Origin of the sequence: Nocardioides sp. OK12 (assembly GCF_024341885.1) — a bacterium.
GTDB lineage: Bacteria > Actinomycetota > Actinomycetes > Propionibacteriales > Nocardioidaceae > Nocardioides > Nocardioides marinisabuli.
In genome coordinates, this window is record NZ_BNET01000002.1 from 509,385 (window position 1) to 530,730 (window position 21,346).

Annotated in this window: 26 protein-coding genes; 15 read left to right on the forward strand and 11 right to left on the reverse strand. The window is 73.3% G+C overall.

All coding sequences use genetic code 11. From position 1 onward, the window contains the following. From OCU29_RS06570 to OCU29_RS06595, 5 genes are all read left to right on the forward strand, one after another. On the forward strand, nucleotides 1-774 hold a 774-nt coding region (locus OCU29_RS06570), incomplete at its 5' end, for a TatD family hydrolase (RefSeq protein ID WP_261819276.1). 346 nt (nucleotides 775-1,120) lie between these two features. Next, nucleotides 1,121-2,245, forward strand: a complete 1,125-nt coding sequence (locus OCU29_RS06575) for a transglycosylase family protein (RefSeq protein WP_306799010.1) — start codon at nucleotides 1,121-1,123, stop codon at nucleotides 2,243-2,245. Between the two features lie 30 nt (nucleotides 2,246-2,275). Then, a complete protein-coding gene (gene rsmA / locus OCU29_RS06585; protein WP_261819277.1) occupies nucleotides 2,276-3,169 on the forward strand; it encodes a 16S rRNA (adenine(1518)-N(6)/adenine(1519)-N(6))-dimethyltransferase RsmA in 894 nt (297 codons plus the stop codon). Beyond that, the gene (locus tag OCU29_RS06590) at nucleotides 3,166-4,074 is read left to right on the forward strand and encodes a 4-(cytidine 5'-diphospho)-2-C-methyl-D-erythritol kinase (RefSeq protein WP_179615430.1); all 909 of its coding nucleotides are present in this window, start codon (nucleotides 3,166-3,168) and stop codon (nucleotides 4,072-4,074) included. The genes rsmA and OCU29_RS06590 overlap by 4 nt, the downstream gene beginning before the upstream one ends. Continuing rightward, on the forward strand, nucleotides 4,074-5,885 hold the full coding sequence (locus OCU29_RS06595; RefSeq protein WP_261819278.1) for an ABC-F family ATP-binding cassette domain-containing protein: 1,812 nt from the start codon (nucleotides 4,074-4,076) through the stop codon (nucleotides 5,883-5,885). Before OCU29_RS06590 ends, OCU29_RS06595 begins: the two co-directional genes overlap by 1 nt. Before the next feature lie 3 nt (nucleotides 5,886-5,888). Here OCU29_RS06595 and OCU29_RS06600 read toward each other — a convergent pair whose 3' ends face one another. Continuing rightward, complete coding sequence (locus tag OCU29_RS06600) at nucleotides 5,889-6,374, reverse strand: MarR family winged helix-turn-helix transcriptional regulator (protein WP_179615432.1); 486 nt, start codon at nucleotides 6,372-6,374, stop codon at nucleotides 5,889-5,891. Between the two features lie 308 nt (nucleotides 6,375-6,682). Between OCU29_RS06600 and OCU29_RS06605 the strand changes: the two genes are divergently transcribed. From OCU29_RS06605 to OCU29_RS06620, 4 genes are all read left to right on the forward strand, one after another. Then, nucleotides 6,683-7,468 (forward strand): methyltransferase domain-containing protein, encoded by a 786-nt coding sequence (locus tag OCU29_RS06605; protein ID WP_261819279.1) that lies wholly within the window; start codon nucleotides 6,683-6,685, stop codon nucleotides 7,466-7,468. After that, the gene (locus tag OCU29_RS06610; RefSeq protein WP_261819280.1) at nucleotides 7,468-7,863 is read left to right on the forward strand and encodes a VOC family protein; all 396 of its coding nucleotides are present in this window, start codon (nucleotides 7,468-7,470) and stop codon (nucleotides 7,861-7,863) included. Before OCU29_RS06605 ends, OCU29_RS06610 begins: the two co-directional genes overlap by 1 nt. Nucleotides 7,864-8,034: 171 nt before the next feature. Beyond that, nucleotides 8,035-8,277 (forward strand): metal-sensitive transcriptional regulator, encoded by a 243-nt coding sequence (locus OCU29_RS06615; protein ID WP_179617330.1) that lies wholly within the window; start codon nucleotides 8,035-8,037, stop codon nucleotides 8,275-8,277. A gap of 135 nt (nucleotides 8,278-8,412) precedes the next feature. Then, nucleotides 8,413-8,889 (forward strand): hotdog fold domain-containing protein, encoded by a 477-nt coding sequence (locus tag OCU29_RS06620; RefSeq protein ID WP_261819281.1) that lies wholly within the window; start codon nucleotides 8,413-8,415, stop codon nucleotides 8,887-8,889. 30 nt (nucleotides 8,890-8,919) lie between these two features. On the opposite strand, the gene OCU29_RS06625 is transcribed toward OCU29_RS06620, so the two are convergent. From OCU29_RS06625 to OCU29_RS06645, 5 genes are all read right to left on the reverse strand, one after another. Next, entirely contained in the window at nucleotides 8,920-9,816 is an 897-nt protein-coding gene (locus tag OCU29_RS06625; RefSeq protein WP_179615436.1) for an amino acid ABC transporter permease, read from the reverse strand. Next, nucleotides 9,813-10,454, reverse strand: a complete 642-nt coding sequence (locus tag OCU29_RS06630; protein WP_258016866.1) for an amino acid ABC transporter permease — start codon at nucleotides 10,452-10,454, stop codon at nucleotides 9,813-9,815. Before OCU29_RS06630 ends, OCU29_RS06625 begins: the two co-directional genes overlap by 4 nt. A gap of 81 nt (nucleotides 10,455-10,535) precedes the next feature. Then, a complete protein-coding gene (locus OCU29_RS06635; RefSeq protein ID WP_261819282.1) occupies nucleotides 10,536-11,417 on the reverse strand; it encodes a glutamate ABC transporter substrate-binding protein in 882 nt (293 codons plus the stop codon). A gap of 79 nt (nucleotides 11,418-11,496) precedes the next feature. Next, on the reverse strand, nucleotides 11,497-12,276 hold the full coding sequence (locus tag OCU29_RS06640; protein ID WP_370463657.1) for an amino acid ABC transporter ATP-binding protein: 780 nt from the start codon (nucleotides 12,274-12,276) through the stop codon (nucleotides 11,497-11,499). 52 nt (nucleotides 12,277-12,328) lie between these two features. After that, complete coding sequence (locus OCU29_RS06645) at nucleotides 12,329-13,987, reverse strand: CehA/McbA family metallohydrolase (RefSeq protein ID WP_261819283.1); 1,659 nt, start codon at nucleotides 13,985-13,987, stop codon at nucleotides 12,329-12,331. On the opposite strand from OCU29_RS06645, the gene miaB reads away from it, so the two are divergent. Next, nucleotides 13,986-15,503 carry a tRNA (N6-isopentenyl adenosine(37)-C2)-methylthiotransferase MiaB gene (gene miaB, locus OCU29_RS06650; RefSeq protein WP_261819284.1) on the forward strand — a complete coding sequence of 506 codons (1,518 nt, stop codon included), beginning with the start codon at nucleotides 13,986-13,988 and terminating at the stop codon, nucleotides 15,501-15,503. The genes OCU29_RS06645 and miaB overlap by 2 nt on opposite strands. 162 nt (nucleotides 15,504-15,665) lie before the next feature. On the opposite strand, the gene OCU29_RS06655 is transcribed toward miaB, so the two are convergent. The 5 genes from OCU29_RS06655 to OCU29_RS06675 are packed head-to-tail and all read right to left on the reverse strand — an operon-like array spanning nucleotide 15,666 to nucleotide 17,211. Continuing rightward, nucleotides 15,666-15,947 (reverse strand): hypothetical protein, encoded by a 282-nt coding sequence (locus tag OCU29_RS06655; protein WP_179615441.1) that lies wholly within the window; start codon nucleotides 15,945-15,947, stop codon nucleotides 15,666-15,668. Continuing rightward, the gene (locus OCU29_RS06660; RefSeq protein WP_179615442.1) at nucleotides 15,944-16,204 is read right to left on the reverse strand and encodes a hypothetical protein; all 261 of its coding nucleotides are present in this window, start codon (nucleotides 16,202-16,204) and stop codon (nucleotides 15,944-15,946) included. The genes OCU29_RS06655 and OCU29_RS06660 overlap by 4 nt, the downstream gene beginning before the upstream one ends. Then, nucleotides 16,201-16,767 carry an NUDIX domain-containing protein gene (locus OCU29_RS06665; RefSeq protein ID WP_261819285.1) on the reverse strand — a complete coding sequence of 189 codons (567 nt, stop codon included), beginning with the start codon at nucleotides 16,765-16,767 and terminating at the stop codon, nucleotides 16,201-16,203. Before OCU29_RS06665 ends, OCU29_RS06660 begins: the two co-directional genes overlap by 4 nt. A gap of 7 nt (nucleotides 16,768-16,774) precedes the next feature. Next, nucleotides 16,775-16,951 (reverse strand): hypothetical protein, encoded by a 177-nt coding sequence (locus OCU29_RS06670; RefSeq protein WP_261819286.1) that lies wholly within the window; start codon nucleotides 16,949-16,951, stop codon nucleotides 16,775-16,777. Beyond that, entirely contained in the window at nucleotides 16,948-17,211 is a 264-nt protein-coding gene (locus OCU29_RS06675) for an antitoxin (RefSeq protein WP_261819287.1), read from the reverse strand. The genes OCU29_RS06670 and OCU29_RS06675 overlap by 4 nt, the downstream gene beginning before the upstream one ends. 47 nt (nucleotides 17,212-17,258) lie before the next feature. Here OCU29_RS06675 and miaA point away from each other — a divergent pair, with 47 nt between their 5' ends. The 5 genes from miaA to OCU29_RS06700 all read left to right on the forward strand — a co-directional run bounded on the left by miaA (nucleotide 17,259) and on the right by OCU29_RS06700 (nucleotide 21,272). After that, nucleotides 17,259-18,230 carry a tRNA (adenosine(37)-N6)-dimethylallyltransferase MiaA gene (gene miaA / locus OCU29_RS06680; RefSeq protein WP_261819288.1) on the forward strand — a complete coding sequence of 324 codons (972 nt, stop codon included), beginning with the start codon at nucleotides 17,259-17,261 and terminating at the stop codon, nucleotides 18,228-18,230. Further along, on the forward strand, nucleotides 18,227-18,769 hold the full coding sequence (locus OCU29_RS06685; protein WP_179615445.1) for a dihydrofolate reductase family protein: 543 nt from the start codon (nucleotides 18,227-18,229) through the stop codon (nucleotides 18,767-18,769). The genes miaA and OCU29_RS06685 overlap by 4 nt, the downstream gene beginning before the upstream one ends. Before the next feature lie 10 nt (nucleotides 18,770-18,779). Then, nucleotides 18,780-19,442 carry an MSMEG_1061 family FMN-dependent PPOX-type flavoprotein gene (locus OCU29_RS06690; RefSeq protein WP_261819289.1) on the forward strand — a complete coding sequence of 221 codons (663 nt, stop codon included), beginning with the start codon at nucleotides 18,780-18,782 and terminating at the stop codon, nucleotides 19,440-19,442. Continuing rightward, entirely contained in the window at nucleotides 19,439-20,305 is an 867-nt protein-coding gene (gene dapF / locus OCU29_RS06695; protein ID WP_261819290.1) for a diaminopimelate epimerase, read from the forward strand. Before OCU29_RS06690 ends, dapF begins: the two co-directional genes overlap by 4 nt. A 190-nt stretch (nucleotides 20,306-20,495) precedes the next feature. Next, the gene (locus OCU29_RS06700) at nucleotides 20,496-21,272 is read left to right on the forward strand and encodes an SDR family NAD(P)-dependent oxidoreductase (protein ID WP_261819291.1); all 777 of its coding nucleotides are present in this window, start codon (nucleotides 20,496-20,498) and stop codon (nucleotides 21,270-21,272) included. Nucleotides 21,273-21,346 lie beyond the last annotated feature (74 nt).

The window sequence follows — 21,346 nt, forward strand, 5'->3', positions numbered from 1 at the left end:
CGCGCCGCCGCCCCCGCGCCCCGGGCCGAGGAGCCCCGGGCGGCGGCCGCCGCGGTCGGCGTCGCCCGCGTCGTGCAGATCGGCTGCGACCTGCCGGGCGCCCGCTGGGCGGTCGAGGCGGCGGCGTCGTACGACGCCCTGGTCGCCGGCGTGGCGCTGCACCCCAACGAGGCGCCGCGCCTGGCCGCGGCGGGACTGCTGGAGGAGGCGCTGGCCGAGATCGAGCAGCTCGCGGGCGCGCACGCCGACGTGCGCGCGGTGGGGGAGACCGGCCTCGACCACTTCCGCACCGGCGAGGAAGGGCGCGCCGCGCAGGAGGAGTCCTTCCGGCGCCACGTCGACATCGCCAAGCGGCTCGACAAGACGCTGGTCATCCACGACCGCGACGCCCACGACGACGTGCTGCGGGTGCTCGACGAGGAGGGTGCGCCCGAGCGCTGGGTGATGCACTGCTTCTCCGGCGACGCCGCCTTCGCGCGCCGCTGCCTCGACCGCGGCGCGCACCTGTCCTTCGCGGGCACCGTCACCTTCAAGAACGCCGACCCGCTGCGCGAGGCGCTGGCGCTGGTGCCTGGCGACCGGCTGCTCGTCGAGACCGACGCGCCGTACCTGACCCCGCACCCGCACCGGGGGCGCACCAACGCCTCCTACCTGGTGCCGCTGACCGTGCGGACCATGGCCGAGGTGCGCGGCGAGGACCTCGAGCGGCTGTGCGCCGGCATCGACGCGGCCACCGAGGCCGCGTTCGGCGGCGCCTGGGGCGCCGGCCGGTAAAGACCACCCGGAGTCGACCTGAGCGTCCGTCGGCCCCCGGAAACCGGGCCTGACCTGCACGGACGACCGGTGAGGAGGGGTGATCACGGGAGCGAGAGCCTGCTCACGTCGTGGGCCGAGGACTTGGCCCAGGCAGCGACCTCTGGTGTGGTGGAGCACTGACAGCCGGGATCGCCGTGGTCCCGCCGGTGCCGCTGGTGGCCCCTGAGTCTCGCCGCCCAGCACACCCGTCACTCCAGCACCACGAGCGTAGAGGTGCTGTGCCGACGGGTCGCCGGTGGGGGTCGAGACCCGGACAGCTCGACCTTGGAGAACTGTGCGACGTATCAGCAGCCTTGCCTCGACCGTGGCCCGCAGCCGCGCCTGGATGGTCTCGTTGACCGCCGTGGTGGTGCTCGCCGTGGCCGGCACCACCTTCGGCTACACCGCGATGGCCGACACCGTCACCCTGACCGTCGACGGTGAGGAGCGCGAGATCAGCGCCCGTGCCGCGACCGTGGGCGACGTCCTGGCCGACGAGGGCATCGAGCTCGGCGAGCACGACCAGGTCGCGCCCGCGCTGACCGACCCGATCTCCGAGGGCAGCGAGATCAGCGTGCGCTACGGCCGCCCGCTCGAGCTGACCGTCGACGGCGAGACCGAGACCCACTGGGTCACCGCCACCGACGTCGACTCCGCGCTCGAGCAGATCGGCCGCGGCTTCGACGGCGCCGAGCTGTCGCTGAGCCGCGGTGGCGACCTCGACCGCTCCGGCGCGTCGCTGGAGGTCGTGACCGCCAAGAAGCTCACGCTGGTCATCGCCGGCAAGAAGCCGGTCAAGCGGACCCTGACCGCCGCCACCGTCGAGGACGCCCTCGACGAGCTCGGCGTCGAGGTCGACAAGCTCGACGAGGCCAAGCCCGGCTTCGGCAAGCGCGTCGAGGACGGCGACAAGATCGTCTTCACCAACGTCGAGAAGGCCACCCGCAAGGTCACCGAGTCCATCGCCTTCGGCACCGTCGAGCGCACCGACTCCTCGATGTTCGAGGACGAGGAGGACGTGGTCCGCGAGGGCCGGGCCGGCGCGCGCAACGCGACGTACAAGGTCACCCTGCGCAACGGCGAGGTCGTGGGCCGCGAGCTGCTCAAGGCCACCGTGACCCGTGAGGCCGTCGACCGCATCCTCGCGATCGGCACCAAGGAGCGCCCCGCTCCCGCCCCCGCCCCCAGCGCCAACTTCGCCTCCGGCAGCTCGGTATGGGACAGCCTCGCCCAGTGCGAGTCGGGCGGCAACTGGGCCATCAACACCGGCAACGGCTACTACGGCGGCCTGCAGTTCAACCTGCAGACCTGGCGCGCGTACGGCGGTGCGGGCTACCCGCACACCAGCAGCCGCGAGACCCAGATCGCCGTCGCCACGCGCCTGCGTGACGCCCGCGGCGGGTACGGCGCCTGGCCGTCCTGCTCGGCCAAGCTGGGCCTGCCCCGCTGACGAGGGCGGCGCCCACCTACGCTGGGCCCCATGACTGACACCTCCGCCGGCCCGAGACTCCTCGGGTCGGCGGAGGTGCGTCTGCTCGCGGCGGAGCTCGACCTGCGCCCCACCAAGCAGCGCGGCCAGAACTTCGTCATCGACCCGAACACCGTGCGCCGCATCGTGCGCGAGTCGGGCGTCACCGAGCGCGACGTCGTCGTCGAGGTCGGCCCCGGGCTCGGCTCGCTGACCCTGGCGCTGCTCGAGGTCGCCGGGCGGGTGGTGGCCATCGAGCTCGACGAGCTGCTCGCGGGCCGGCTGCCGCGGACCATCGCCGAGCACGCGCCGGCCCAGGCCGACCGCTTCGAGGTGGTCCTCGGCGACGCGATGCGCATCCGCGAGGTGCCCGGCCCCGCGCCCACCGCGCTGGTGGCCAACCTGCCCTACAACGTCTCGGTGCCGGTGCTGCTGCACCTGCTGGCGCTGCTGCCCTCGCTGGAGCGCGGGCTGGTGATGGTGCAGAGCGAGGTCGCCGACCGGCTCGCGGCCCGCCCCGGCTCCAAGGTGTACGGCGTCCCGTCGGTCAAGGCCGCCTGGTACGCCGACGTGCGCCGCGCCGGCGCGATCGGGCGCAACGTCTTCTGGCCGGCCCCCAACGTCGATTCCGGCCTGGTGGCCTGGACCCGCCGCGAGCCGCCGCGGACGACCGCCACCCGCCAGCAGGTCTTCGCCGTCGTCGACGCCGCCTTCTCCCAGCGCCGCAAGGCGCTGCGCGGGGTGCTGCGCGCGCTGGCGCCGGCCGCCGAGGTCGACGCCGCGCTGGAGCAGGCGGGGGTCTCCCCGCTGGCCCGCGGCGAGACGCTGACCATCGAGGACTACGTCCGCATCGCCGAGGCGCTGCCGGTCGAGGCCACCCGCGACCCCCAGGAGAGCGCTGGATGAGCACCACCGTCCGGGCCCCCGCCAAGATCAACCTGCACCTCGGCGTCGGCCCCCTGGGCGAGGACGGCTTCCACCCCCTCGCCACCCTCTACCAGGCCGTCGGCCTCTACGACGACGTCACCGTCAGCGACCAGCTCGAGTGGTCGGTGCACCTGCGCGGCGACGGCCGCATCGACCTCGACGAGGTGCCCGCCGACGACCGCAACATCGCGCTGCGCGCGGGGCGGGCGCTGGTGGCCCACCACGGGCTCGAGCGCGCCGCCAAGGTCGAGATCCGCAAGGGCATCCCGGTGGCCGGCGGGATGGCCGGCGGCTCCGCCGACGCCGCGGCCACCCTGGTGGCCCTCGACCGGCTCTGGGACCTCCAGACCCCCGACGACGACCTGCTGCGCCTGGCCGCCGGCCTGGGCAGCGACGTGCCGTTCGCGCTGCTGGGCGGCACCGCCATCGGCAGCGGCCACGGCGAGCTGGTCACCCCGGTCGTCGACCACGGCTCGTGGTGGTGGGTGGTCGTCGAGAACGACACCGGCCTGGCCACCCCCGACGTCTACCGCGCCTTCGACGAGCTGCACGCCGGCGCGCTGCTGCCGACCCCCCAGATCCCTCCCGCCCTCCACGACGCGCTGCTCACCGGCGACGTCGAGCAGCTCGCCCGGCTGCTGCGCAACGACCTCCAGGAGCCCGCCTTGCGACTGCGACCCGACCTCGCCGCCACCTTCGACGACGCCCTGGCCGCCGGGGCGCACGCCGCCCTGCTCTCCGGCTCGGGCCCCAGCGTGCTGCTGCTGTGCGGCGACCGGGCGCAGGCCGAGGCGGTCGACGCCGACCTCGCCGGGCGCGGCCACGGCCGTACGTCGGTGGTGCCGGCGCCGGTCGCCGGCGCGCACGTGGTGGAGTACGTCTGATGGCCGCCGCCAACCTCGTCAACCTCGAGAAGGTCTCCAAGTCCTACGGCGTGCGCCCGCTGCTGACCGAGGTCTCCCTCGGCATCGGCGAGGGCATGCGCATCGGCATCGTGGGCCGCAACGGCGACGGCAAGACCACGCTGCTCGAGGTGCTGACCGGCATCGAGAAGCCCGACTCGGGCCGGGTCTCGATGACCCGCGGGCTGCACGTGGGCTACCTGCACCAGGGCGACGAGCTGGTCGACACCCACACCGTGCGCGAGGCCGTGCTCGGCGGCATGGAGGACCACGAGTGGGCGGCCGACCCGCGCACCCGCGAGGTCGTCGAGGAGCTGCTGGCCGGGGTCGCCCTCGACCGCGCCGTGACCGGGCTGTCGGGCGGCGAGCGGCGACGCTGCTCGCTGGCCGCGCTGCTGCTCGGCGAGCACGACCTGATCATCCTCGACGAGCCGACCAACCACCTCGACGTCGAGGCGGTGGCCTGGCTGGCCGCCCACCTGGTCAAGCGGTCCTCGGCGATGGTCGTGGTCACCCACGACCGGTGGTTCCTCGACGCGGTGTGCCAGTGGACCTGGGAGGTCCACGACGGGGTGGTCGACGCCTACGAGGGCGGGTACGCCGCGCACGTGCTGGCCAAGGCCGAGCGCACCCGCCAGGCCAGCGCCTCCGAGGCGCGGCGCGCCAACCTGGCCAAGAAGGAGCTCGCCTGGCTGCGCCGCGGCGCCCCGGCGCGCACCTCGAAGCCGAAGTTCCGCATCGAGGCCGCCAACGCGCTGATCGAGGACGTCCCGCCGCCGCGCGACCGGCTCGAGCTGCAGAAGTTCGCCACCCAGCGCCTGGGCAAGCAGGTCATCGACGTCGAGCACGTCGACCTCCAGCGCGGCGATCGCACGCTGCTCACCGACGCCACCTGGCGCCTGGGCCCGGGTGACCGGGTCGGCCTGGTCGGGGTGAACGGCGCCGGCAAGACCTCGGTGCTCTCGCTGCTCTCCGGCGACCTGGCCCCCACCGCCGGCAGGGTCAAGCACGGGCGCACCATCGCGATGCGCCACCTGACCCAGCAGCTCGACGACCTCGACCCCGACGCCCGGGTGCTGCCGATGGTGGAGTCCTACCGCCGGGTCGTGAAGACCGACGGCGGCGAGATCAGCGCCACCTCGATGCTCGAGCGCTTCGGGTTCACCGGCGACAAGCTCACCGCCCGCATCGGCGAGCTCTCCGGTGGCGAGCGGCGCCGCTTCCAGCTGCTGATGCTGCTGCTGGAGGAGCCCAACGTGCTGCTCCTCGACGAGCCCACCAACGACCTCGACATCGACACCCTGCAGGTGCTCGAGGACTTCCTCGACGCCTGGCCCGGCACCCTGGTCGTGGTCTCCCACGACCGGTACTTCCTCGAGCGGGTCACCGACTCGGTGTGGGCGCTGCTCGGTGACGGCCAGATCTCGATGCTGCCCCGTGGCGTCGACGAGTACCTCGAGCGCCGGGCCCAGGGTGCGGCGACCGCGCAGTCGTCGGCGCAGTCGTCGGGCCAGTCGTCGGCCCAGTCGGCCGCGGCTGGCGGCGACGTACCGGTCTCGAAGCGGGCCAAGGCCGGTTCGGCCGAGGAGCGCGCGGCCCGCAAGGCCGTGACCCGCATCGAGAAGTCGCTCAAGCGCCTCGACGCCCGCGAGGCCGAGCTCAACGAGCAGGTCCTCGAGCACGCCCAGGACCACGCCAAGGTCGCCGCCATCGGCGCCGAGCTCAGCGCGCTGGCCGCCGAGAAGGACGAGCTCGAGGGGGAGTGGCTCGAGGCCTCCGAGCTGCTGGAGTAGCCCTCAGCTGAAGGGCTTGAGCAGGGTCCGCAGCAGGTCGCCGAGGCGCTCGCGGTCGGGGTCGGGCAGGTCGGCCAGGAAGCCGCGCTCGGCCTCGAGCAGCGCGGTGAAGGCGCTGTCGACGGCACTCTTGCCCTCGGGCGTCAGGCGGACCTTCACCCCGCGCCGGTCGGCGGGGTCGGGCAGCCGCTCGACCAGGCCGCGGGCCACGAGCCGGTCGACGCGGTTGGTCATGGTCCCGCTGGTCACCAGCGTCTCGCGCAGCAGGCGGCCGGGGGAGAGCTCGTACGGCGTGCCGGCGCGGCGCAGCGCGGCCAGCACGTCGAACTCCCACGACTCGATGCCCTCGGCGCTGAAGGCCGCGCGCCGGGCCAGGTCGAGGTGGCGCGAGAGCCGGCTGATGCGGCTGAACACCTCGACGGGCCCCAGGTCGAGGTCCGAGCGCTCGCGCGCCCACGCCTCCACCAGCTCGTCGACCTCGTCCCGCATGCGCCCAGGGTACGCCCTGTCGAGATTCTCGACATCAAGAGACCTGCTGCGGGGCGCGAAGCGGGTCGTGGTCCGGGTCGTGGCCTGGGTCGTGGCTTGGGTCGTGGTCTGGGTCGTGGCCTGGGTCGTGGTCCGGGTCGTGTGCCTGAGGACGGGCCTGGGCGCGGTCACGAACCACGACCCGGACCACGACGGAGACCACGACCCGGACCACGACCCACATGCGCCGGTCGCTCCCAGTCTCTTGACGTCAAGATAATCCTGCAGCAGGATGGAGGTATCTTGACATCAAGAGACTTGGAGCAGGCATGGACCACACCTGGGACCCGCAGCGCTACCTGACGTACGCCGACGAGCGCGGCCGGCCGTTCGTCGAGCTGCTGGCGCGGGTGCGGGCCGAGGGCCCGCGCACCGTCGTCGACCTGGGCTGCGGGCCGGGCAACCTGACCGCGCTGCTGGCCCGGCGCTGGCCGGGGGCGAGGATCACCGGCCTGGACTCGAGCGGGGAGATGGTCGAGGCCGCGACCCGCGAGGTCGAGGGGGTGCGCTTCGAGCGCCGCGACCTGCGGAAGTGGCTCGAGACCGGCGGGGAGCCCGTCGACGTGCTGGTCAGCAACGCGACCCTGCAGTGGGTGCCGGGCCACCTCGACCTGCTGCCGGCGATGCTGGCGCGGGTGGCCCCCGGCGGCTGGCTGGCGCTGCAGGTGCCGGGCAACTTCGGGGAGCCCAGCCACATGCTGCGCACCGAGCTCGCCGCGCAGGCGCCGTACGCCGAGCACACCCGCGGCGCGGCGGTCCCCGCCAGCCACGACCCGGCGACGTACCTCGACGCGCTGGCGCGGCTGGGGGCCGAGGTCGACGCCTGGGAGACCACCTACCTGCACGTGCTCACCGGCGAGGACCCGGTCTTCACCTGGGTCAGCGCCACCGGCGCCCGCCCGACTCTGCAGTCGCTGCCCGACGACCTGCGGCCCGGCTTCGAGGACGAGCTGCGCCGGCGGCTGCGCGAGGCCTACCCGCCCGGTCCGGCCGGCGTCGTGCTGCCGTTCCGCCGCGTCTTCGTGGTGGCGCACAAGCCGGGGGCGGTGGCGTGATGCGGCTGCACCACGTGCAGGTCTCCTGCCCGCGCGGCGGCGAGGACGGCGCCCGGCGCTTCTGGAGCGACGGGCTGGGCCTGGTCGAGGTCGAGAAGCCGCCGGCGCTGCGGGCCCGCGGCGGCGCCTGGTTCCGCGCGTACGACGGCGGTGCCGCCGGGGCTGCGGTGGTCGCCGAGGTGCACGTCGGCGTCGAGGAGCCGTTCACCCCCGCCCGCAAGGCGCACCCGGCCCTGCTGCTCGACTCGGTGGCCGAGCTCGACGCGGTGACCGTGCGGCTCGAGGCGCTGGGCTTCGAGGTCGACCTGGGGGAGCGGCACACCTTCGACGGGCACGAGCGTGCGCACGTGCGCGACGCCCACGGCAACCGGGTGGAGCTGCTCGCGGTGGCGTAACCCGGTCGGACCTGCGGCGTTGAGACCACGACGCCCCCGGACCGGGGGTGCGCCAGCCAGAGGGGCCTGCCGATGAACGCGACCGCCAGCCTGTCCGTGGAGACCGTCGACACCCCGGCCGGGGGCGGCCTCGAGCCGGTGCCCGACGCCGCCCCCGCCCCCTCGGTCGACATGACCGCGGTCAAGAACCGCGTCAAGCGCGCCCAGGGTCAGCTCGGCGGGGTGCTGCGGATGCTCGAGGAGGCGCGCGACGTCTCCGACGTCGTGGTGCAGCTCAAGGCCGTCTCCCGCGCCCTGGACCGGGCCGGCTTCGCGATCATCTCCGCCGACCTGCGCCGCCAGGTCGCCGAGGGCGAGACGCTGCAGCCCGAGGACCTCGACCGCCTCGAGCGCTGGTTCCTCTCCCTGGCCTGAGCAGGACCCTTGCATGAGTCCCCGGTCGACCGGGGACTCCTGCACTGGTCAGGGGTTGCAACCCCTGACAAGTGAGCGACTCGCCCGTCCGGCCCCACCCGCGGGCTCAAGTTACTGGGCGGTAATGTAGCGGTCATGACTCCCGTCCTCGCCCTGTGGCAGCGCGCCACCTCCCTGCCCGTCGTCGGCTCCACCGTCGGGGCGCGCGTCTTCAGCGCCGTCTTCGCCCAGAAGGCGCCGTACTTCGCCACGATCCGGCCGCGCTTCACCGTCATCGAGGCCAACCACGCCGAGCTGGTGCTGCCCAAGCGTCGCCGGGTGCACAACCACATCGGCACCGTGCACGCCATCGCGCTGTGCAACGGCCTCGAGGCCGTGATGGGGGCGCTGGCCGAGGCGAGCGTGCCGGCCGACAAGCGCTGGATCCCCAAGGGGATGGACGTGGCCTACACCGCCAAGGCCACCAGCGACATCACCTGCATCGCCGAGACCGACCCCGAGCAGTGGACCTCCGACGACCCCGACCTCGCGGTGCGAGTGCGCGGCGTGCGCGACGACGGCACCGTCGTGGTCGAGGGCGTCATCCGGCTCTGGGTGACCCCCAAGGCCTGAGCCGTACGCCGCCGCCGGCCGCGCCGGGGTTCAGGCGCCCTGGCCGGCCGGGACCGCCTCGGCGCCGTCGCCGGCCGACGAGCCGCTGGCCCGTCCCATGCGCCGCTCGACGTACTCGGCGAGCTTGCCCAGGCCGTAGTTGATGACGATGAAGATGGTCGCGATGATCAGCAGCGACTGGATCGGGTTGTCGAGGGTCTGCGCGATCAGGTTGCCGCGGCGCAGCAGCTCGAGGTAGCCCAGGCCGACCACCGCGGCCAGCGAGGTGTCCTTGAGGACGACCACCAGCTGGCTGATCAGGGCCGGGAGCATGACCCGGAAGGCCTGCGGCAGCAGGACCGTGCGCATCGCCTGGCCGTTGGTCAGGCCGACCGCCAGGGCCGCCTCGCGCTGCCCGCTGGGCAGCGACCCGACGCCGGCGCGCAGGATCTCGGCGATGATCACCGAGTTGTAGAGGGTCAGGCCGATGACGAGGTACCACAGGGCCGACTCGCCGGGCAGGCTCGAGACGTCGATGCCGAGCTCGACCATCGCACGCCACACGAAGACGATCGTCACGACCACCGGCAGCCCGCGGAACAGCTCGATCCAGGCCACGACCGGCACCCGCAGCACGCGGCCCAGCATCATCCTGGCCACGCCGAGCAGCACGCCGACCACCAGCGAGAACGCGATCGCGAGCACCGCTGCCACCAGCGTGGCCGACAGGCCCCTGCCGACCAGCTCCCAGACCTGGCTGAACCGGTCGTCGGAGGGGTTGAACCAGGGGCTCCACAGCTCGGAGTCGAACTGGCCGCGGTCGGCCAGGCGCAGGACCACGAGAACGGCCAGGCCGAGGAAGACGAGGACCGCGACGGCGGTGCCGATGCGGGCGCGGCGTACGGCGCGGGGGCCGGGGGCGTCGTAGAGGACCGAGGTCTGGCTCATCGCGCGATCGCCACCTTCCGCTCGATGACCGCCAGCAGGGCGCCGGCGCTCAGGGTGATGACGAGGTAGCCGACCGCGACCCCGGTCAGGACCGGGATGTAGGCGAAGCCGCGGGCGCTGGTCAGGGTCTGCCCGACCTGCCACAGGTCGCCGCCGACGCCGAAGGCGCCGACGACCGCGGAGTTCTTGAACATCGCGATCTGCACGCTGCCCAGCGGCGGCACCGTGGCGCGCAGCGCCTGCGGCAGGACCACCTGGGTCAGGGTCTGGGTGAAGGGCAGGCCGATGGCCCGGGCCGCCTCGGCCTGGCCGGCCGAGACGGAGTTGATGCCCGAGCGGATCGCCTCGCACACGAACGCGGAGGTGTAGATGATCAGGCTCAGCACACCGAACCAGTAGAAGTCGATGTTGATGCCGAGCTCGGGCAGGCCGAAGGCCATGAAGAACAGCACGATGGTCAGCGGGCAGTTGCGGATCACGGTGACCCACGCGGAGCCGAAGGCCCGCAGGGAGGCGACGGGGGAGACCCGGAACGCGGCGATCAGGGTGCCGAGCAGCAGCGAGCCCACGAGGCTCCAGCCGATGATGCCCAGCGAGCGCCAGAACCCGCTCCAGTAGAGGTCCAGGTTGTTGAACACCGGATCCACGGTGGTTCCTCTCGGTGAGCCGGTGGGGGCGCGGGCCGCGCGCCCCCACCGGTCAGGGGTGAGTCAGACGGCTCAGGCGCAGGGAGCCGGCTCGGGCAGCTCGGGGGTCTCGGTGCCCTCGACCTGGCCCGCGGTGGCCTCCCAGGCCGCCACGTAGGCGTCCTCGTTGTCGGCGAGCGTCTCGTTGATGAACTCGCAGAACTCGACGTCACCCTTCTCGATGCCGATGCCGTAGGGCTCCTCGGTGAACTGCTCGCCGACGAGCTTGAACTCGCCGTCGCTCTCGTCGACGAAGCCGAGCAGGATCACGTTGTCGGTGGTGACGATGTCGACCTGGCCGTTGCCCAGGGCGTCGGCGCACTTGTCGTAGATGTCGAAGAGGACCAGCTGGTCGTCGGAGGCCAGGTACTCGCGGATCTGCTCCGAGGGCGTCGAGCCGGTGACCGAGCAGACCTTCATGTCGGGGTTGTCGGCGATGTCCTCGGGCCCGTTGATCGAGTCGTTGTCGGCGTTGACCATCAGCTGCTGGCCGGCCTCGTAGTACGGCCCGGCGAAGGTGATGCGCTCGGCGCGCTCCTCGTTGATCGTGTACGTCGCCACGACCATGTCGACGTCGCCGTCCTCGATGACCTGCTCGCGGATGTCGGAGGAGGCCTGCTTCCACTCGATGTCCTCGGGGGCGATGCCCATCGCGCCGGCGATGATCTTGGCGACCTCGACGTCGAAGCCCTCGGGGGTGTCCTCGAGGCCCAGCAGGCCGAAGCCGGGCTGGTCGAACTTGGTGCCGACGGTCATCGAGCCGGCCTCGGCGAGCTCGGCCATGGTGGTGCCGGCGTCGAACTCAACGTCGGAGGCCACCTCGGGCTCGGGGGCGCTCTCGTCGTCGCCACAGGCGGCGAGGGACCCGGCCAGGACGACGCCCGCGAAGGCTGCCGTGAACTTGGTCAGACGCATCGTTCATTCTCCTTTGTCGGCGGAACTGAGTGGTGCTGAGTGGTGCTGAGTGGAACTGAGTGCTGCTGGGTGGTGCGGATCAGTGCTTGAGGATCTTGCTCAGGAAGTCCTGGGCGCGCTCGCTCTGCGGGTTGGTGAAGAACTCCTCGGGGGTGTTCTCCTCCACGATCGCGCCGTCGGCCATGAAGACGACCCGGTCGGCGGCGGTGCGTGCGAAGCCCATCTCGTGGGTGACCACGACCATGGTCATGCCCTGCTCGGCGAGGTCGACCATGACGTCGAGGACCTCCTTGATCATCTCGGGGTCCAGCGCCGAGGTGGGCTCGTCGAAGAGCATCACCTTGGGGTCCATGGCCAGGGCGCGCGCGATCGCGACGCGCTGCTGCTGGCCGCCCGAGAGCTGGGCGGGGTACTTCTTGGCCTGGTGGGCGATGCCGACCCGGTCGAGCAGCTCCATCGCGCGCTTGTCGGCGTCGGCCTTCTTGTGCCCGCGCACCTTGATCGGCCCGAGGGTGACGTTCTCGAGGATCGTCTTGTGGGCGAAGAGGTTGAAGGACTGGAAGACCATCCCGACCTCGGCGCGCAGCGCGGCGAGCTGCTTGCCCTCCGCGGGCAGCGGCTGGCCGTCGAGCGAGATCTGGCCCTTGTCGATGGTCTCGAGGCGGTTGATGGCGCGGCACAGCGTCGACTTGCCCGAGCCCGAGGGGCCGATGACCACGACGACCTCGCCGCGCGCGACGCTCAGGTGGATGTCCTGCAGCACGTGCAGGTCACCGAACCACTTGTCGACGTGGTCGAGCACGACCAGCGGTTCTCCCCTGGCAGCGGTGGGGCTCGACGAGGTCTGCTCAGCCGTCATACCGACTGACCCTAGCCACCCGTGGCCCCTTCGTGCCACGCTCAGGCTGCTCTCAGGTGGTCACATCTTCGTTGCGGTTCTGCGCGCGGGAGGGTGCGGGAGCCAGGAAGACGGGGTTGGTCAGGGCCACCACGGGCAGCGCCGGCACCCCCTCGACCGGGTTCACGACCGGCGCCCCGTCGAGGCGGCGGACCTCGGCGCGCACGAACGGCGCGGCCCCGGCGCGCACCTGCACCGTCACCTCGGCGCGTCCCTGCTCGTCGGTCACGGCCCCGGCCAGCGGGCCCGCCGGGCCCCACACCTGGGCCAGGCAGCCGGGCACCCCGCCGACCTCGAGTCGTACGTCGACCACGTCGGCCGGCCCGGCGTCCAAGCTCTGGCCGCAACCGGCCGCGCGCCCGCCGAGGCGCGCCTCCAGGCCCAGCTCGACCGCCGAGGACTCCGCGAGCCAGGCCCGGCCGCGGCGCAGCCCGCGCACCACCGCGCCGACCGAGAGCTGCTCGGCGTGCACGACCGTCTGGGCCCGCCCGACCTGCTGGCCGTCGTGGTGGCTGTCGGAGGAGCCCACGGCCGGCACGAAGCGCCCCGCGACCAGCAGGGCGTGCCAGGCGCTCAAAGCGGTCTGGTCGTCGAGGGTCCACGGGCCGTTCCACAGCTCGACGGCGTCGACGTCGTCGTAGCCGTACTGCCAGGTCGAGCCGGCGGTCGGCGCGAACGGGTGCGCGGCGACCGACATCCCGCCCAGGCGGCGCACCCGCTCGGTGAAGCGGCCCAGCTGGTCGTCCTCGGGGCGGTAGCGCCAGTCGATCCAGGCGCCGGCGGGCTGGCCGAGGGTCACGCAGTGCCCGGCCCGGGTGGTGACCTCCTCGCCCGGGACCACCAGGAAGTCGTCGGGCACGTGGCGGCCCCAGGTCAGGTGCGCGGAGGTGGTGTTGTGCTCGGTGGAGGCCAGGAAGTCGAGCCCGGCCTCGCGCGCCAGCGCCAGCAGCGAGGCCTGGGTGTGGCGGCCGTCGGAGTGCACGGTGTGGGTGTGCAGGTCGCCGCGGTACCAGCCGGGGCCGGTGCCGCGCACCCGCCGCGGAGCCGGGCGGGGGCGGAAGCGCCGCCCCCGCACGCCGCCGCGGTGCAGGGTCACGGTGACCGTCCACTCCACCCCGGGCGGCACGACGGTGAAGGGGCCGAGCACGACGTGCCAGGTGCCCGCGCCGATCGGTCCCGCCAGGTAGCCGGGGGTGGCGCGGCTGCGGCTGATGCTGAACCGGTCGCGCGCCCCGCCGGACCAGCCGCGGAACCCGGCCGCGTCGCCCAGGCCCTTGCCGGAGGCGTCGAAGATCCCGATGTCGATGATGTTGAAGGAGACCCCGGCGCCGGTCTCGAGCTTGTCGTAGCCGTAGGCGACGTCGATGCGGGTGGTGCCGCGCGGCACCTCGACCGGCAGGTAGTGCCAGTCGGGGTCGCCGACGCCGGTGAACCGGCCGCGGTAGACCAGCCCCGCCGCGCTCGCCCCGTCGGCGGCGTACGACGCGGTGGGCGGCACCAGCACGGCCGAGGCGCCCGCCAGGCCGGCGCCGAGGCCGGCCCCGATGACGGCGCGCCGGCCGGCGGCGGCAGGGGGAGGGGAGGGCTCGCACACACCGCTCCAACGAGCGCCGGGGGCCGGGGTGATGGATTCGGGCGGGCCCGCCGCGCCGCCGTACCCTGGGAGCGTCATGACTGCCACCACCGCCCAGCCCGAGGCCGCCGTGCCCACGACCGGCCGCACCTACGAGGTCAAGACCTACGGGTGCCAGATGAACGTCCACGACTCCGAGCGGCTCACCGGGCTGCTGGAGGACGCGGGCTACGTGGCCTTCGACAAGCAGGGCGCCCCGGCCGGCGAGCAGGCCGACGTGGTCGTCTTCAACACCTGCGCGGTGCGCGAGAACGCCGACAACAAGCTCTACGGCAACCTCTCCCACCTCGCGCCGATCAAGGCCGCGCGCCCCGGCATGCAGATCGCCGTCGGCGGCTGCCTGGCGCAGAAGGACCGCGCCACCATCACCGACCGGGCGCCGTACGTCGACGTGGTCTTCGGCACCCACAACATCGGCTCGCTGCCGGTGCTGCTCGAGCGGGCCCGCGTGGCCGAGGAGGCCCAGGTCGAGATCCTGGAGTCGCTCGACGTCTTCCCCTCGACGCTGCCCACCAAGCGCGAGTCGGCGTACGCCGCGTGGGTCTCGATCTCGGTCGGCTGCAACAACACCTGCACCTTCTGCATCGTGCCGGCGCTGCGCGGCAAGGAGAAGGACCGCCGCCCCGGCGACATCCTCGCCGAGATCCGCGCGCTGGTCGCCGAGGGCGTCTCCGAGGTGACCCTGCTGGGCCAGAACGTCAACGCCTACGGCGTGGAGTTCGGCGACCGGCAGGCCTTCTCCAAGCTGCTGCGCGCCTGCGGCGACATCGAGGGCCTCGAGCGGGTGCGCTTCACCAGCCCGCACCCGGCCGAGTTCACCGACGACGTCATCGAGGCGATGGCCGAGACCCCCAACGTGATGCCGAGCCTGCACATGCCGCTGCAGTCGGGCTCCGACAAGGTGCTCAAGGACATGCGGCGCTCCTACCGCTCCACCAAGTACCTCGGCATCATCGAGCGGGTGCGCGCGGCGATCCCCGAGGCGGCCATCACCACCGACATCATCGTCGGCTTCCCCGGCGAGACCGAGGAGGACTTCGCCGAGACGCTGCGGGTGGTCGCGGAGTCGCGGTTCTCCTCCGCCTTCACCTTCCAGTACTCCAAGCGCCCCGGTACGCCGGCCGCGACGCTGCCCGACCAGGTCCCGCCCGAGGTGGTCAAGGACCGCTACGGCCGCCTGGTCGACCTGGTCAGCGAGATCGCCTGGACCGAGAACAAGAAGATGGTCGGGCGCACCCTCGAGCTGATGGTGGCCGAGGGCGAGGGGCGCAAGGACGCCGAGACGCTGCGGCTCTCCGGGCGCGCCCCCGACAACCGGCTGGTGCACTTCGTGGCTCCGCAGGAGGAGGTGCGCCCCGGCGACATGGTCACCGTCGAGGTCACCTACGCCGCCCCGCACCACCTGGTCGCCGACCGCGTGGTCTCCGTGCGGCGTACCCGCTCGGGCGACGCGTGGGAGGCCCGCACCAGGGCCCCGAAGCCGACCGGTGTCGGGCTGGGCATGCCCTCGGTCGGGGTGCCGGCCCCGCTGCCCGACGCCCCCGCCTGCCGCTGACCCGGCGCAAATGTCGCGCTGACCCGGCGCAAATGTCGCGCTGACTCGGCACAGATCTCGCGCTGACCCGGCCCGGATCTCCCGCTGTCCGGTGCGGGCCGGGTCGACGCGAGAATCGGGCCGGGTGGACGCGAGATCTGGGACGTCTCGGCGTGAGCCTGGTCAGTCCTTGCTGCGGGGGTCGATCGAGGAGTAGCCGGCCTTGGGGGTCAGCCCCTCGGGCTGGGGCTCCTCGCCGCCGCGGGTCTTCTCGGGCTTCTCGGGGTCCGGGACGCCGTGCTCGTCGGAGACCGAGGTGTCCTTGACCCCGTCGGTGCCGTGCTGGCCCGGGCCGGTCGAGCCCTCGCGCTCGCTGCTGACGCCCATGTCGCCGGCCAGCTCGTCGTTGGAGTGCCGCGGGTCGTCGGCCTCGCGGCCGGTGCGCGGGTCGGTGGGCGTGCTCATGCCGGCGACTCCTCGGTCGGGGCGACGTCGTCGGCGTCGTCATCGTCGTCGGTGGCCTTGGTGCTGGTGTCCTCGCCCTCGCTGGTCTCGGCGGGGGCGTTCTCGGTGGCCGGGTTGGCGCTCGCGGCGAGGTCGGGCACGACGGGCTGGTCGCTGACCTCGCCGATCGCGTCGACGCCGCCGGGCACCAGCTCCGGCTCCTCGGCCTGCGGGGTGGGCATCGGGCCGAGGTCCTCGGCGCCGTTGGTGTCGCTCATCTGCTGAGTCCTTCCTGGTGGGCGGCGACGGGGAGGTCCGCGTCGAAGCCGAAGGTGCTGTAGGGACTGCTCGTGCCGGTGCGGAGGCTCTCCAGCACTGCCCGCTCGTGCGGGACGACCGGGTCGGGCAGCGCGGCGAGGTCGTCGAGCGCGCACCAGCGCAGCCCCGCGGACTTCTCCGGCTCCACGACCCTGGGCTCGCCGCTCCACGAGGAGGCGGTGAAGAAGAAGTCGATGCGCTCGTCGATCGGCTCCCCGCCGCGGGTGCGGTGCATGGCGGTGACGAAGGAGAGGTCGAGGTCCTCGACGCCGATCTCCTCGCGCGCCTCGCGGTGCGCCGCGTCGTACGCCGTCTCGCCGCGCTCGACGTGACCGGCGGCCGCCGCGGCCCAGTGGCCGTCCATGTAGCCGGTGCCGCGGCGCAGCTGGAGCAGCACCTCGGGCCCGGCCCCGCCGCTGCGCAGCAGGAAGACGTAGGCGGCGGGCACGACGACGAAGCGGCCGTGGTGCGGCGCTGGGCCGGTCGCTGGGCCGGTCGCTGGGCCGGTCGCTGGGCTGGTCATCGGGCGGTCACTGGCTGGGCTGGTCCTCGGAGGTCTCGGCGTTGCGCTCGTGCTCGGCCGCGGCGGCACCGTCGACCGGGCGCTCGGCGTCCTCGCCGGGCAGCTCGCCGGCGTGCTCGCCGGGCGGGTCCTGCTCGGTGGGCAGCGGGCTCTCGTCGCGCTCCTCGGGCACGGGTGCGGTCACGGCGTGTCCTCCGTCCGGGGGTAGGTGGTGGGCGGGTTGTCGGGCGGCATGTCGTCCTTCTTGCCGTCGAGCTTGTCGAGCCCGTCCTTGGCCTTCGAGACGCCCTTGGCGATCTTGTCGCTGTGCTTGCCGCCGGTGCGCTGGTCGGCGGCCTTGGCCGCCTTGTCGATGCCGTCGGAGATCTTGTCGCCGTGCTTGTCGACGGCGTCGGTCACCTTGCCGCGCAGCTTGTCGATGTTGCGCCTGTTGAAGAAACCCATCTCGGCCTCCTGGTCGGTGCGGGTGGGGTGATTGCCACACTAGTCACATGTCAGCACCGGCCGGGACGCCCGAGGGGATGGGGAGCAACCCCGTCGTGGTCGCGGTCGTCGGCGCCACCGCGTCCGGCAAGAGCGGGCTCTCCCTCGACCTGGCCGAGCGGCTCGGCGGCGAGGTGGTCAACACCGACGCGATGCAGCTCTACCGCGGCATGGACGTCGGCACCGCCAAGCTGCCGCCGGCCGAGCGGCGCGGCGTCCCGCACCACCTGCTCGACCTGCTCGAGGTCACCGAGCCGGCCAACGTCGCGCACTTCCAGGAGCTGGCACGCGGGCTGATCGGCGAGCTGCGCGGGCGCGGCCGGGTGCCGGTGCTGGTCGGTGGGTCGGCCCTCTACACCCGCGCGGTGCTCGACGAGTTCGAGTTCCCCGGCACCGACAGCGCGCTGCGCGCCCGGCTGGAGGCCGAGGCCGAGGAGGCCGGCAGCGCGGCCCTGCACGCCCGGCTCGCCGCCCTCGACCCGGAGGCCGCCGCGCGCATCGAGCCCGGGAACACCCGCCGCGTGGTGCGCGCCCTGGAGGTCGTCGAGCTGACCGGCCGGCCCTTCAGCGCCTCCCTGCCGCGCCTGGTCTACGTCGACCCGCGCACCGTGCAGATCGGCGTCGACATCGACCGGCCCACCCTCGACGCGCGCATCGAGCAGCGGGTGGCGCAGATGTTCGACGACGGCTTCGTCGCCGAGGTGGAGCGGCTGCTGGGCGAGGGGCTCGACGAGGGGCTGACCGCCCGCCGCGCGATCGGCTACCGCGAGGTGGCGGCGTACGTCGCCGGCGAGCTGGGGCTCGAGGAGGCCCGCGAGCGCACCGTGGTGGCGACCCGGCGCTTCGCGCGGCGCCAGGACTCGTGGTTCCGCAAGGACCCGCGCATCGTGTGGGTCGACCACGACGACCCGGCCCGCGTCGAGGTCGCGGTGGCCGCCGTCGAGCGGGTGTCGGCGATCGGTGGCAGCATCGGAGCATGACCCGCACCACCTACTACGTTGCCTCGACGCTCGACGGGTTCATCGCTGACGAGCACGACTCCCTCGACTGGCTCTTCCGCCAGCAGATCGACGACGACGGCCCGATGGGCTACCCGGCGTTCATCTCCGGCATCGGGGCGCTGCTGATGGGCTCGACGACCTACGAGTGGATCCGCACCCACGACGAGGCTGGGGACGGCTGGCCCTACGAGCAGCCGTGCTGGGTCTTCACCCATCGCGACCTGCCGCGCATCGAGGGCGCCGACGTCCGCCTCGTCAGCGGTGCGGTCACCGAGGTGTGGCCCGAGGTGCTGGCCGCCGCCGGCGGCAGCGGCGTGTGGGTGGTCGGCGGTGGCGCGCTGGCCTCCCAGCTGGCCGCCGAGGGGCTGCTCGACGAGGTGGTCGTGGCGATCGCGCCCGTCGTGCTGGGTGCCGGGCGTCCGCTGATGACCGAGGCGCTCGACCTGCGCCTGGTCGACCTGGCGCGCAACGGCGACTTCGCCTGCGCCCGCTACGACGTCGTACGCCCGCCCGCGTAGGTTGGTCCGGGTGAGCAGTCCGCGTGCGCAGCAAGGTCCTTGGCGCGAGATCGGCGACGTCGACGAGCTCGCGCTGCTGCTGGGCGAGCCGACGCCGGTGGTGCGGGCGAAGGTGCACGCCACCCTGACCGACGTCGATCGGGCCTGGTTGGCGGCGACGCCGTTCTGCATGCTCGCCACGGCCGACGCGGAGGGCCGCTGCGACGTCTCGCCGAAGGGCGACCCGGCTGGGAGCCTGGTGCACGTGCTCGACGAGTCGACGATCGCGATCGCCGAGCGGCCTGGCAACCGGCTCGCGGACGGCTACCGCAACATCCTGGCCAACCCCCACGTCGGGCTCGACTTCGTCATCCCCGGGCGCGGCGACACGCTGCGGGTCAACGGGCGGGCGCGGCTGGTGCGCGAGGCGCCCTTCCTCGACGAGCTCGAGGTCCGCGGCCACCGGCCGCTGCTGGCCGTCGTGGTCGAGGTCGAGGAGGTCTTCTTCCACTGCTCCAAGGCGTTCCTGCGCTCGCGGCTGTGGGAGCCGGAGAGCTGGGCGCCCGAGGCGCACGTGCCGCGGCGCGCGGTGCTGGCGGCCGCCGCGGAGCCCCCGGTCGAGGAGGGCGGGCGCAGCCCCGCCGAGCTCGAGGAGTACTACGGACCGTCCTACGCCGAGAGGCTCTACCGATGACCTACCCCTTCCTCAAGGGCCACGGCACCCGCAACGACTTCGTGCTGCTGCCCGACCACGACGGCTCGGTGCACGGTGGGCTGGCCGTCGAGCGGGTGCGGGCGCTCTGCGACCGGCGCGCCGGCATCGGCGGCGACGGGGTGCTGCGGGTGGTGCGCACCGCCGCGCTGGCCGCCACCGACCCCGGTGCCGCGGCGCTGGCCGAGGGTGCGGAGTGGTTCATGGACTACCGCAACGCCGACGGGTCGGTCTCGGAGATGTGCGGCAACGGGGTTCGTGTCTTCGCCCTGCACCTGCTCCAGGAGGGCCTGGTCGAGCCGGGTACGCCGATCCCGGTCGGCACCCGCGACGGCGTCAAGGTCGTCACCCCCGCGGGCGGCGCCCCCGAGGACGGCCTGACCGTCGACATGGGCGCGCCGCGCCTGGTGGGTCGCACCGAGGTGTCGGTGGGGGAGCGGGCCTGGCCCGCCCGTCACGTCGACATGGGCAACCCGCACGCGGTGGCCTTCGTCGACTCCCTCGACGACGCCGGCGCGCTGACCGAGGCGCCCGGCCACGACGCCGGGGTCTACCCCGACGGGGTCAACGTCGAGTTCGTGGTGCGCCGCGGGCCGCGCCACGTCGCGATGCGGGTCCACGAGCGCGGCTCGGGCGAGACCTCCTCCTGCGGCACCGGCGCCTGCGCGGTGATGGTCGCCGCGGCCGAGGCCGACGGCGCGCTCGGCTCCGACGACGACGCCGCCGGGGCGGCGTACCGGGTGGACCTGCCGGGCGGCACCCTGACCATCGCCCTCGACGAGCGCGGCCACGTGCTGATGACCGGCCCCGCCGTGGTCGTCGCCCGCGGCACCACCGACCTGTAGGGCTGCCGGGCTGGCCCGGAGGTTCATCGGGCACCCGATGGAACTGGCGGCACCTGGCTGAACCTTCGTGGTGGTGGCGCGAGTTCTGTCGGGTACCCGATGAAACTCCCGGGCCCGACCGTGACAGTGGAACTGTCTCGTTCGGCGGGTCCCTGTCGGCGCGCGACGACGGCCCCCTAGGCTCCGCTGCATGGACATCTCCGGAGCATCTGCCATCGTCACCGGCGGCGCGTCGGGCATCGGCGCCGCCGCGGCCCGCCAGCTCGCCGCCAAGGGCGCGACCGTCGTCATCGCCGACCTGCAGGCCGACAAGGGCGAGGCCCTGGCCGCCGAGATCGGCGGCGTCTTCGCCCAGGTCGACGTCACCAGCACCGACCAGATCAAGGCCGCGGTCGAGGCCGCCGCCGAGATCGCGCCGCTGCGCGCCGTGGTCAACTCGGCCGGCATCGGCTGGGCGCAGCGCACGATCGGGCGCGACGGCGACTTCGACTCCGCGCACGACCTGGCGGCGTACACCAAGGTGATCGCGATCAACCTGATCGGCACCTTCGACATGACCCGCCTGGCCGCCACCGCGATGAGCCGCAACGAGCCCGACGCCGACGGCTGCCGCGGCGCCATCGCCAACCTCACCTCGGTCGCGGCCTTCGACGGCCAGATCGGCCAGGCGGCGTACTCGTCGTCGAAGGGCGGCGTCGTCGGCATGACCCTGCCTGTCGCGCGCGACCTGTCGGCCGCCGGCATCCGCCTCAACACCATCGCCCCGGGCCTCATCGACACCCCGATCTACGGCGAGGGCGAGCAGGCCGAGGCGTTCAAGGCCAAGCTCGGCGAGAGCGTGCTGTTCCCCAAGCGGCTCGGCAACCCCGACGAGCTGGCCTCGATGGTCGTGGAGACGATCACCAACTCCTACATGAACGCCGAGGTCATCCGGGTCGACGGCGGCATCCGGATGCCCCCCAAGTAGCCACCGGCACTCGTGCCCCTGGGGGTGACCAGCAGGTCACCCCCTGGGGCACGACCCATTTGCAACACTCGACG

Coding starts and splice junctions, on each gene's coding strand:
- rsmA (WP_261819277.1), top strand. CDS start 2,276: ATGACTGACACCTCCGCCGGCCCGAGACTCCTCGGGTCGGCGGAGGTG.
- OCU29_RS06590 (WP_179615430.1), top strand. CDS start 3,166: ATGAGCACCACCGTCCGGGCCCCCGCCAAGATCAACCTGCACCTCGGC.
- OCU29_RS06595 (WP_261819278.1), top strand. CDS start 4,074: ATGGCCGCCGCCAACCTCGTCAACCTCGAGAAGGTCTCCAAGTCCTAC.
- OCU29_RS06600 (WP_179615432.1), bottom strand. CDS start 6,374: ATGCGGGACGAGGTCGACGAGCTGGTGGAGGCGTGGGCGCGCGAGCGC.
- OCU29_RS06605 (WP_261819279.1), top strand. CDS start 6,683: ATGGACCACACCTGGGACCCGCAGCGCTACCTGACGTACGCCGACGAG.
- OCU29_RS06610 (WP_261819280.1), top strand. CDS start 7,468: ATGCGGCTGCACCACGTGCAGGTCTCCTGCCCGCGCGGCGGCGAGGAC.
- OCU29_RS06615 (WP_179617330.1), top strand. CDS start 8,035: ATGACCGCGGTCAAGAACCGCGTCAAGCGCGCCCAGGGTCAGCTCGGC.
- OCU29_RS06620 (WP_261819281.1), top strand. CDS start 8,413: ATGACTCCCGTCCTCGCCCTGTGGCAGCGCGCCACCTCCCTGCCCGTC.
- OCU29_RS06625 (WP_179615436.1), bottom strand. CDS start 9,816: ATGAGCCAGACCTCGGTCCTCTACGACGCCCCCGGCCCCCGCGCCGTA.
- OCU29_RS06635 (WP_261819282.1), bottom strand. CDS start 11,417: ATGCGTCTGACCAAGTTCACGGCAGCCTTCGCGGGCGTCGTCCTGGCC.
- OCU29_RS06640 (WP_370463657.1), bottom strand. CDS start 12,276: ATGACGGCTGAGCAGACCTCGTCGAGCCCCACCGCTGCCAGGGGAGAA.
- miaB (WP_261819284.1), top strand. CDS start 13,986: ATGACTGCCACCACCGCCCAGCCCGAGGCCGCCGTGCCCACGACCGGC.
- OCU29_RS06645 (WP_261819283.1), bottom strand. CDS start 13,987: ATGACGCTCCCAGGGTACGGCGGCGCGGCGGGCCCGCCCGAATCCATC.
- OCU29_RS06655 (WP_179615441.1), bottom strand. CDS start 15,947: ATGAGCACGCCCACCGACCCGCGCACCGGCCGCGAGGCCGACGACCCG.
- OCU29_RS06660 (WP_179615442.1), bottom strand. CDS start 16,204: ATGAGCGACACCAACGGCGCCGAGGACCTCGGCCCGATGCCCACCCCG.
- OCU29_RS06665 (WP_261819285.1), bottom strand. CDS start 16,767: ATGACCAGCCCAGCGACCGGCCCAGCGACCGGCCCAGCGACCGGCCCA.
- OCU29_RS06675 (WP_261819287.1), bottom strand. CDS start 17,211: ATGGGTTTCTTCAACAGGCGCAACATCGACAAGCTGCGCGGCAAGGTG.
- miaA (WP_261819288.1), top strand. CDS start 17,259: ATGTCAGCACCGGCCGGGACGCCCGAGGGGATGGGGAGCAACCCCGTC.
- OCU29_RS06685 (WP_179615445.1), top strand. CDS start 18,227: ATGACCCGCACCACCTACTACGTTGCCTCGACGCTCGACGGGTTCATC.
- dapF (WP_261819290.1), top strand. CDS start 19,439: ATGACCTACCCCTTCCTCAAGGGCCACGGCACCCGCAACGACTTCGTG.
- OCU29_RS06700 (WP_261819291.1), top strand. CDS start 20,496: ATGGACATCTCCGGAGCATCTGCCATCGTCACCGGCGGCGCGTCGGGC.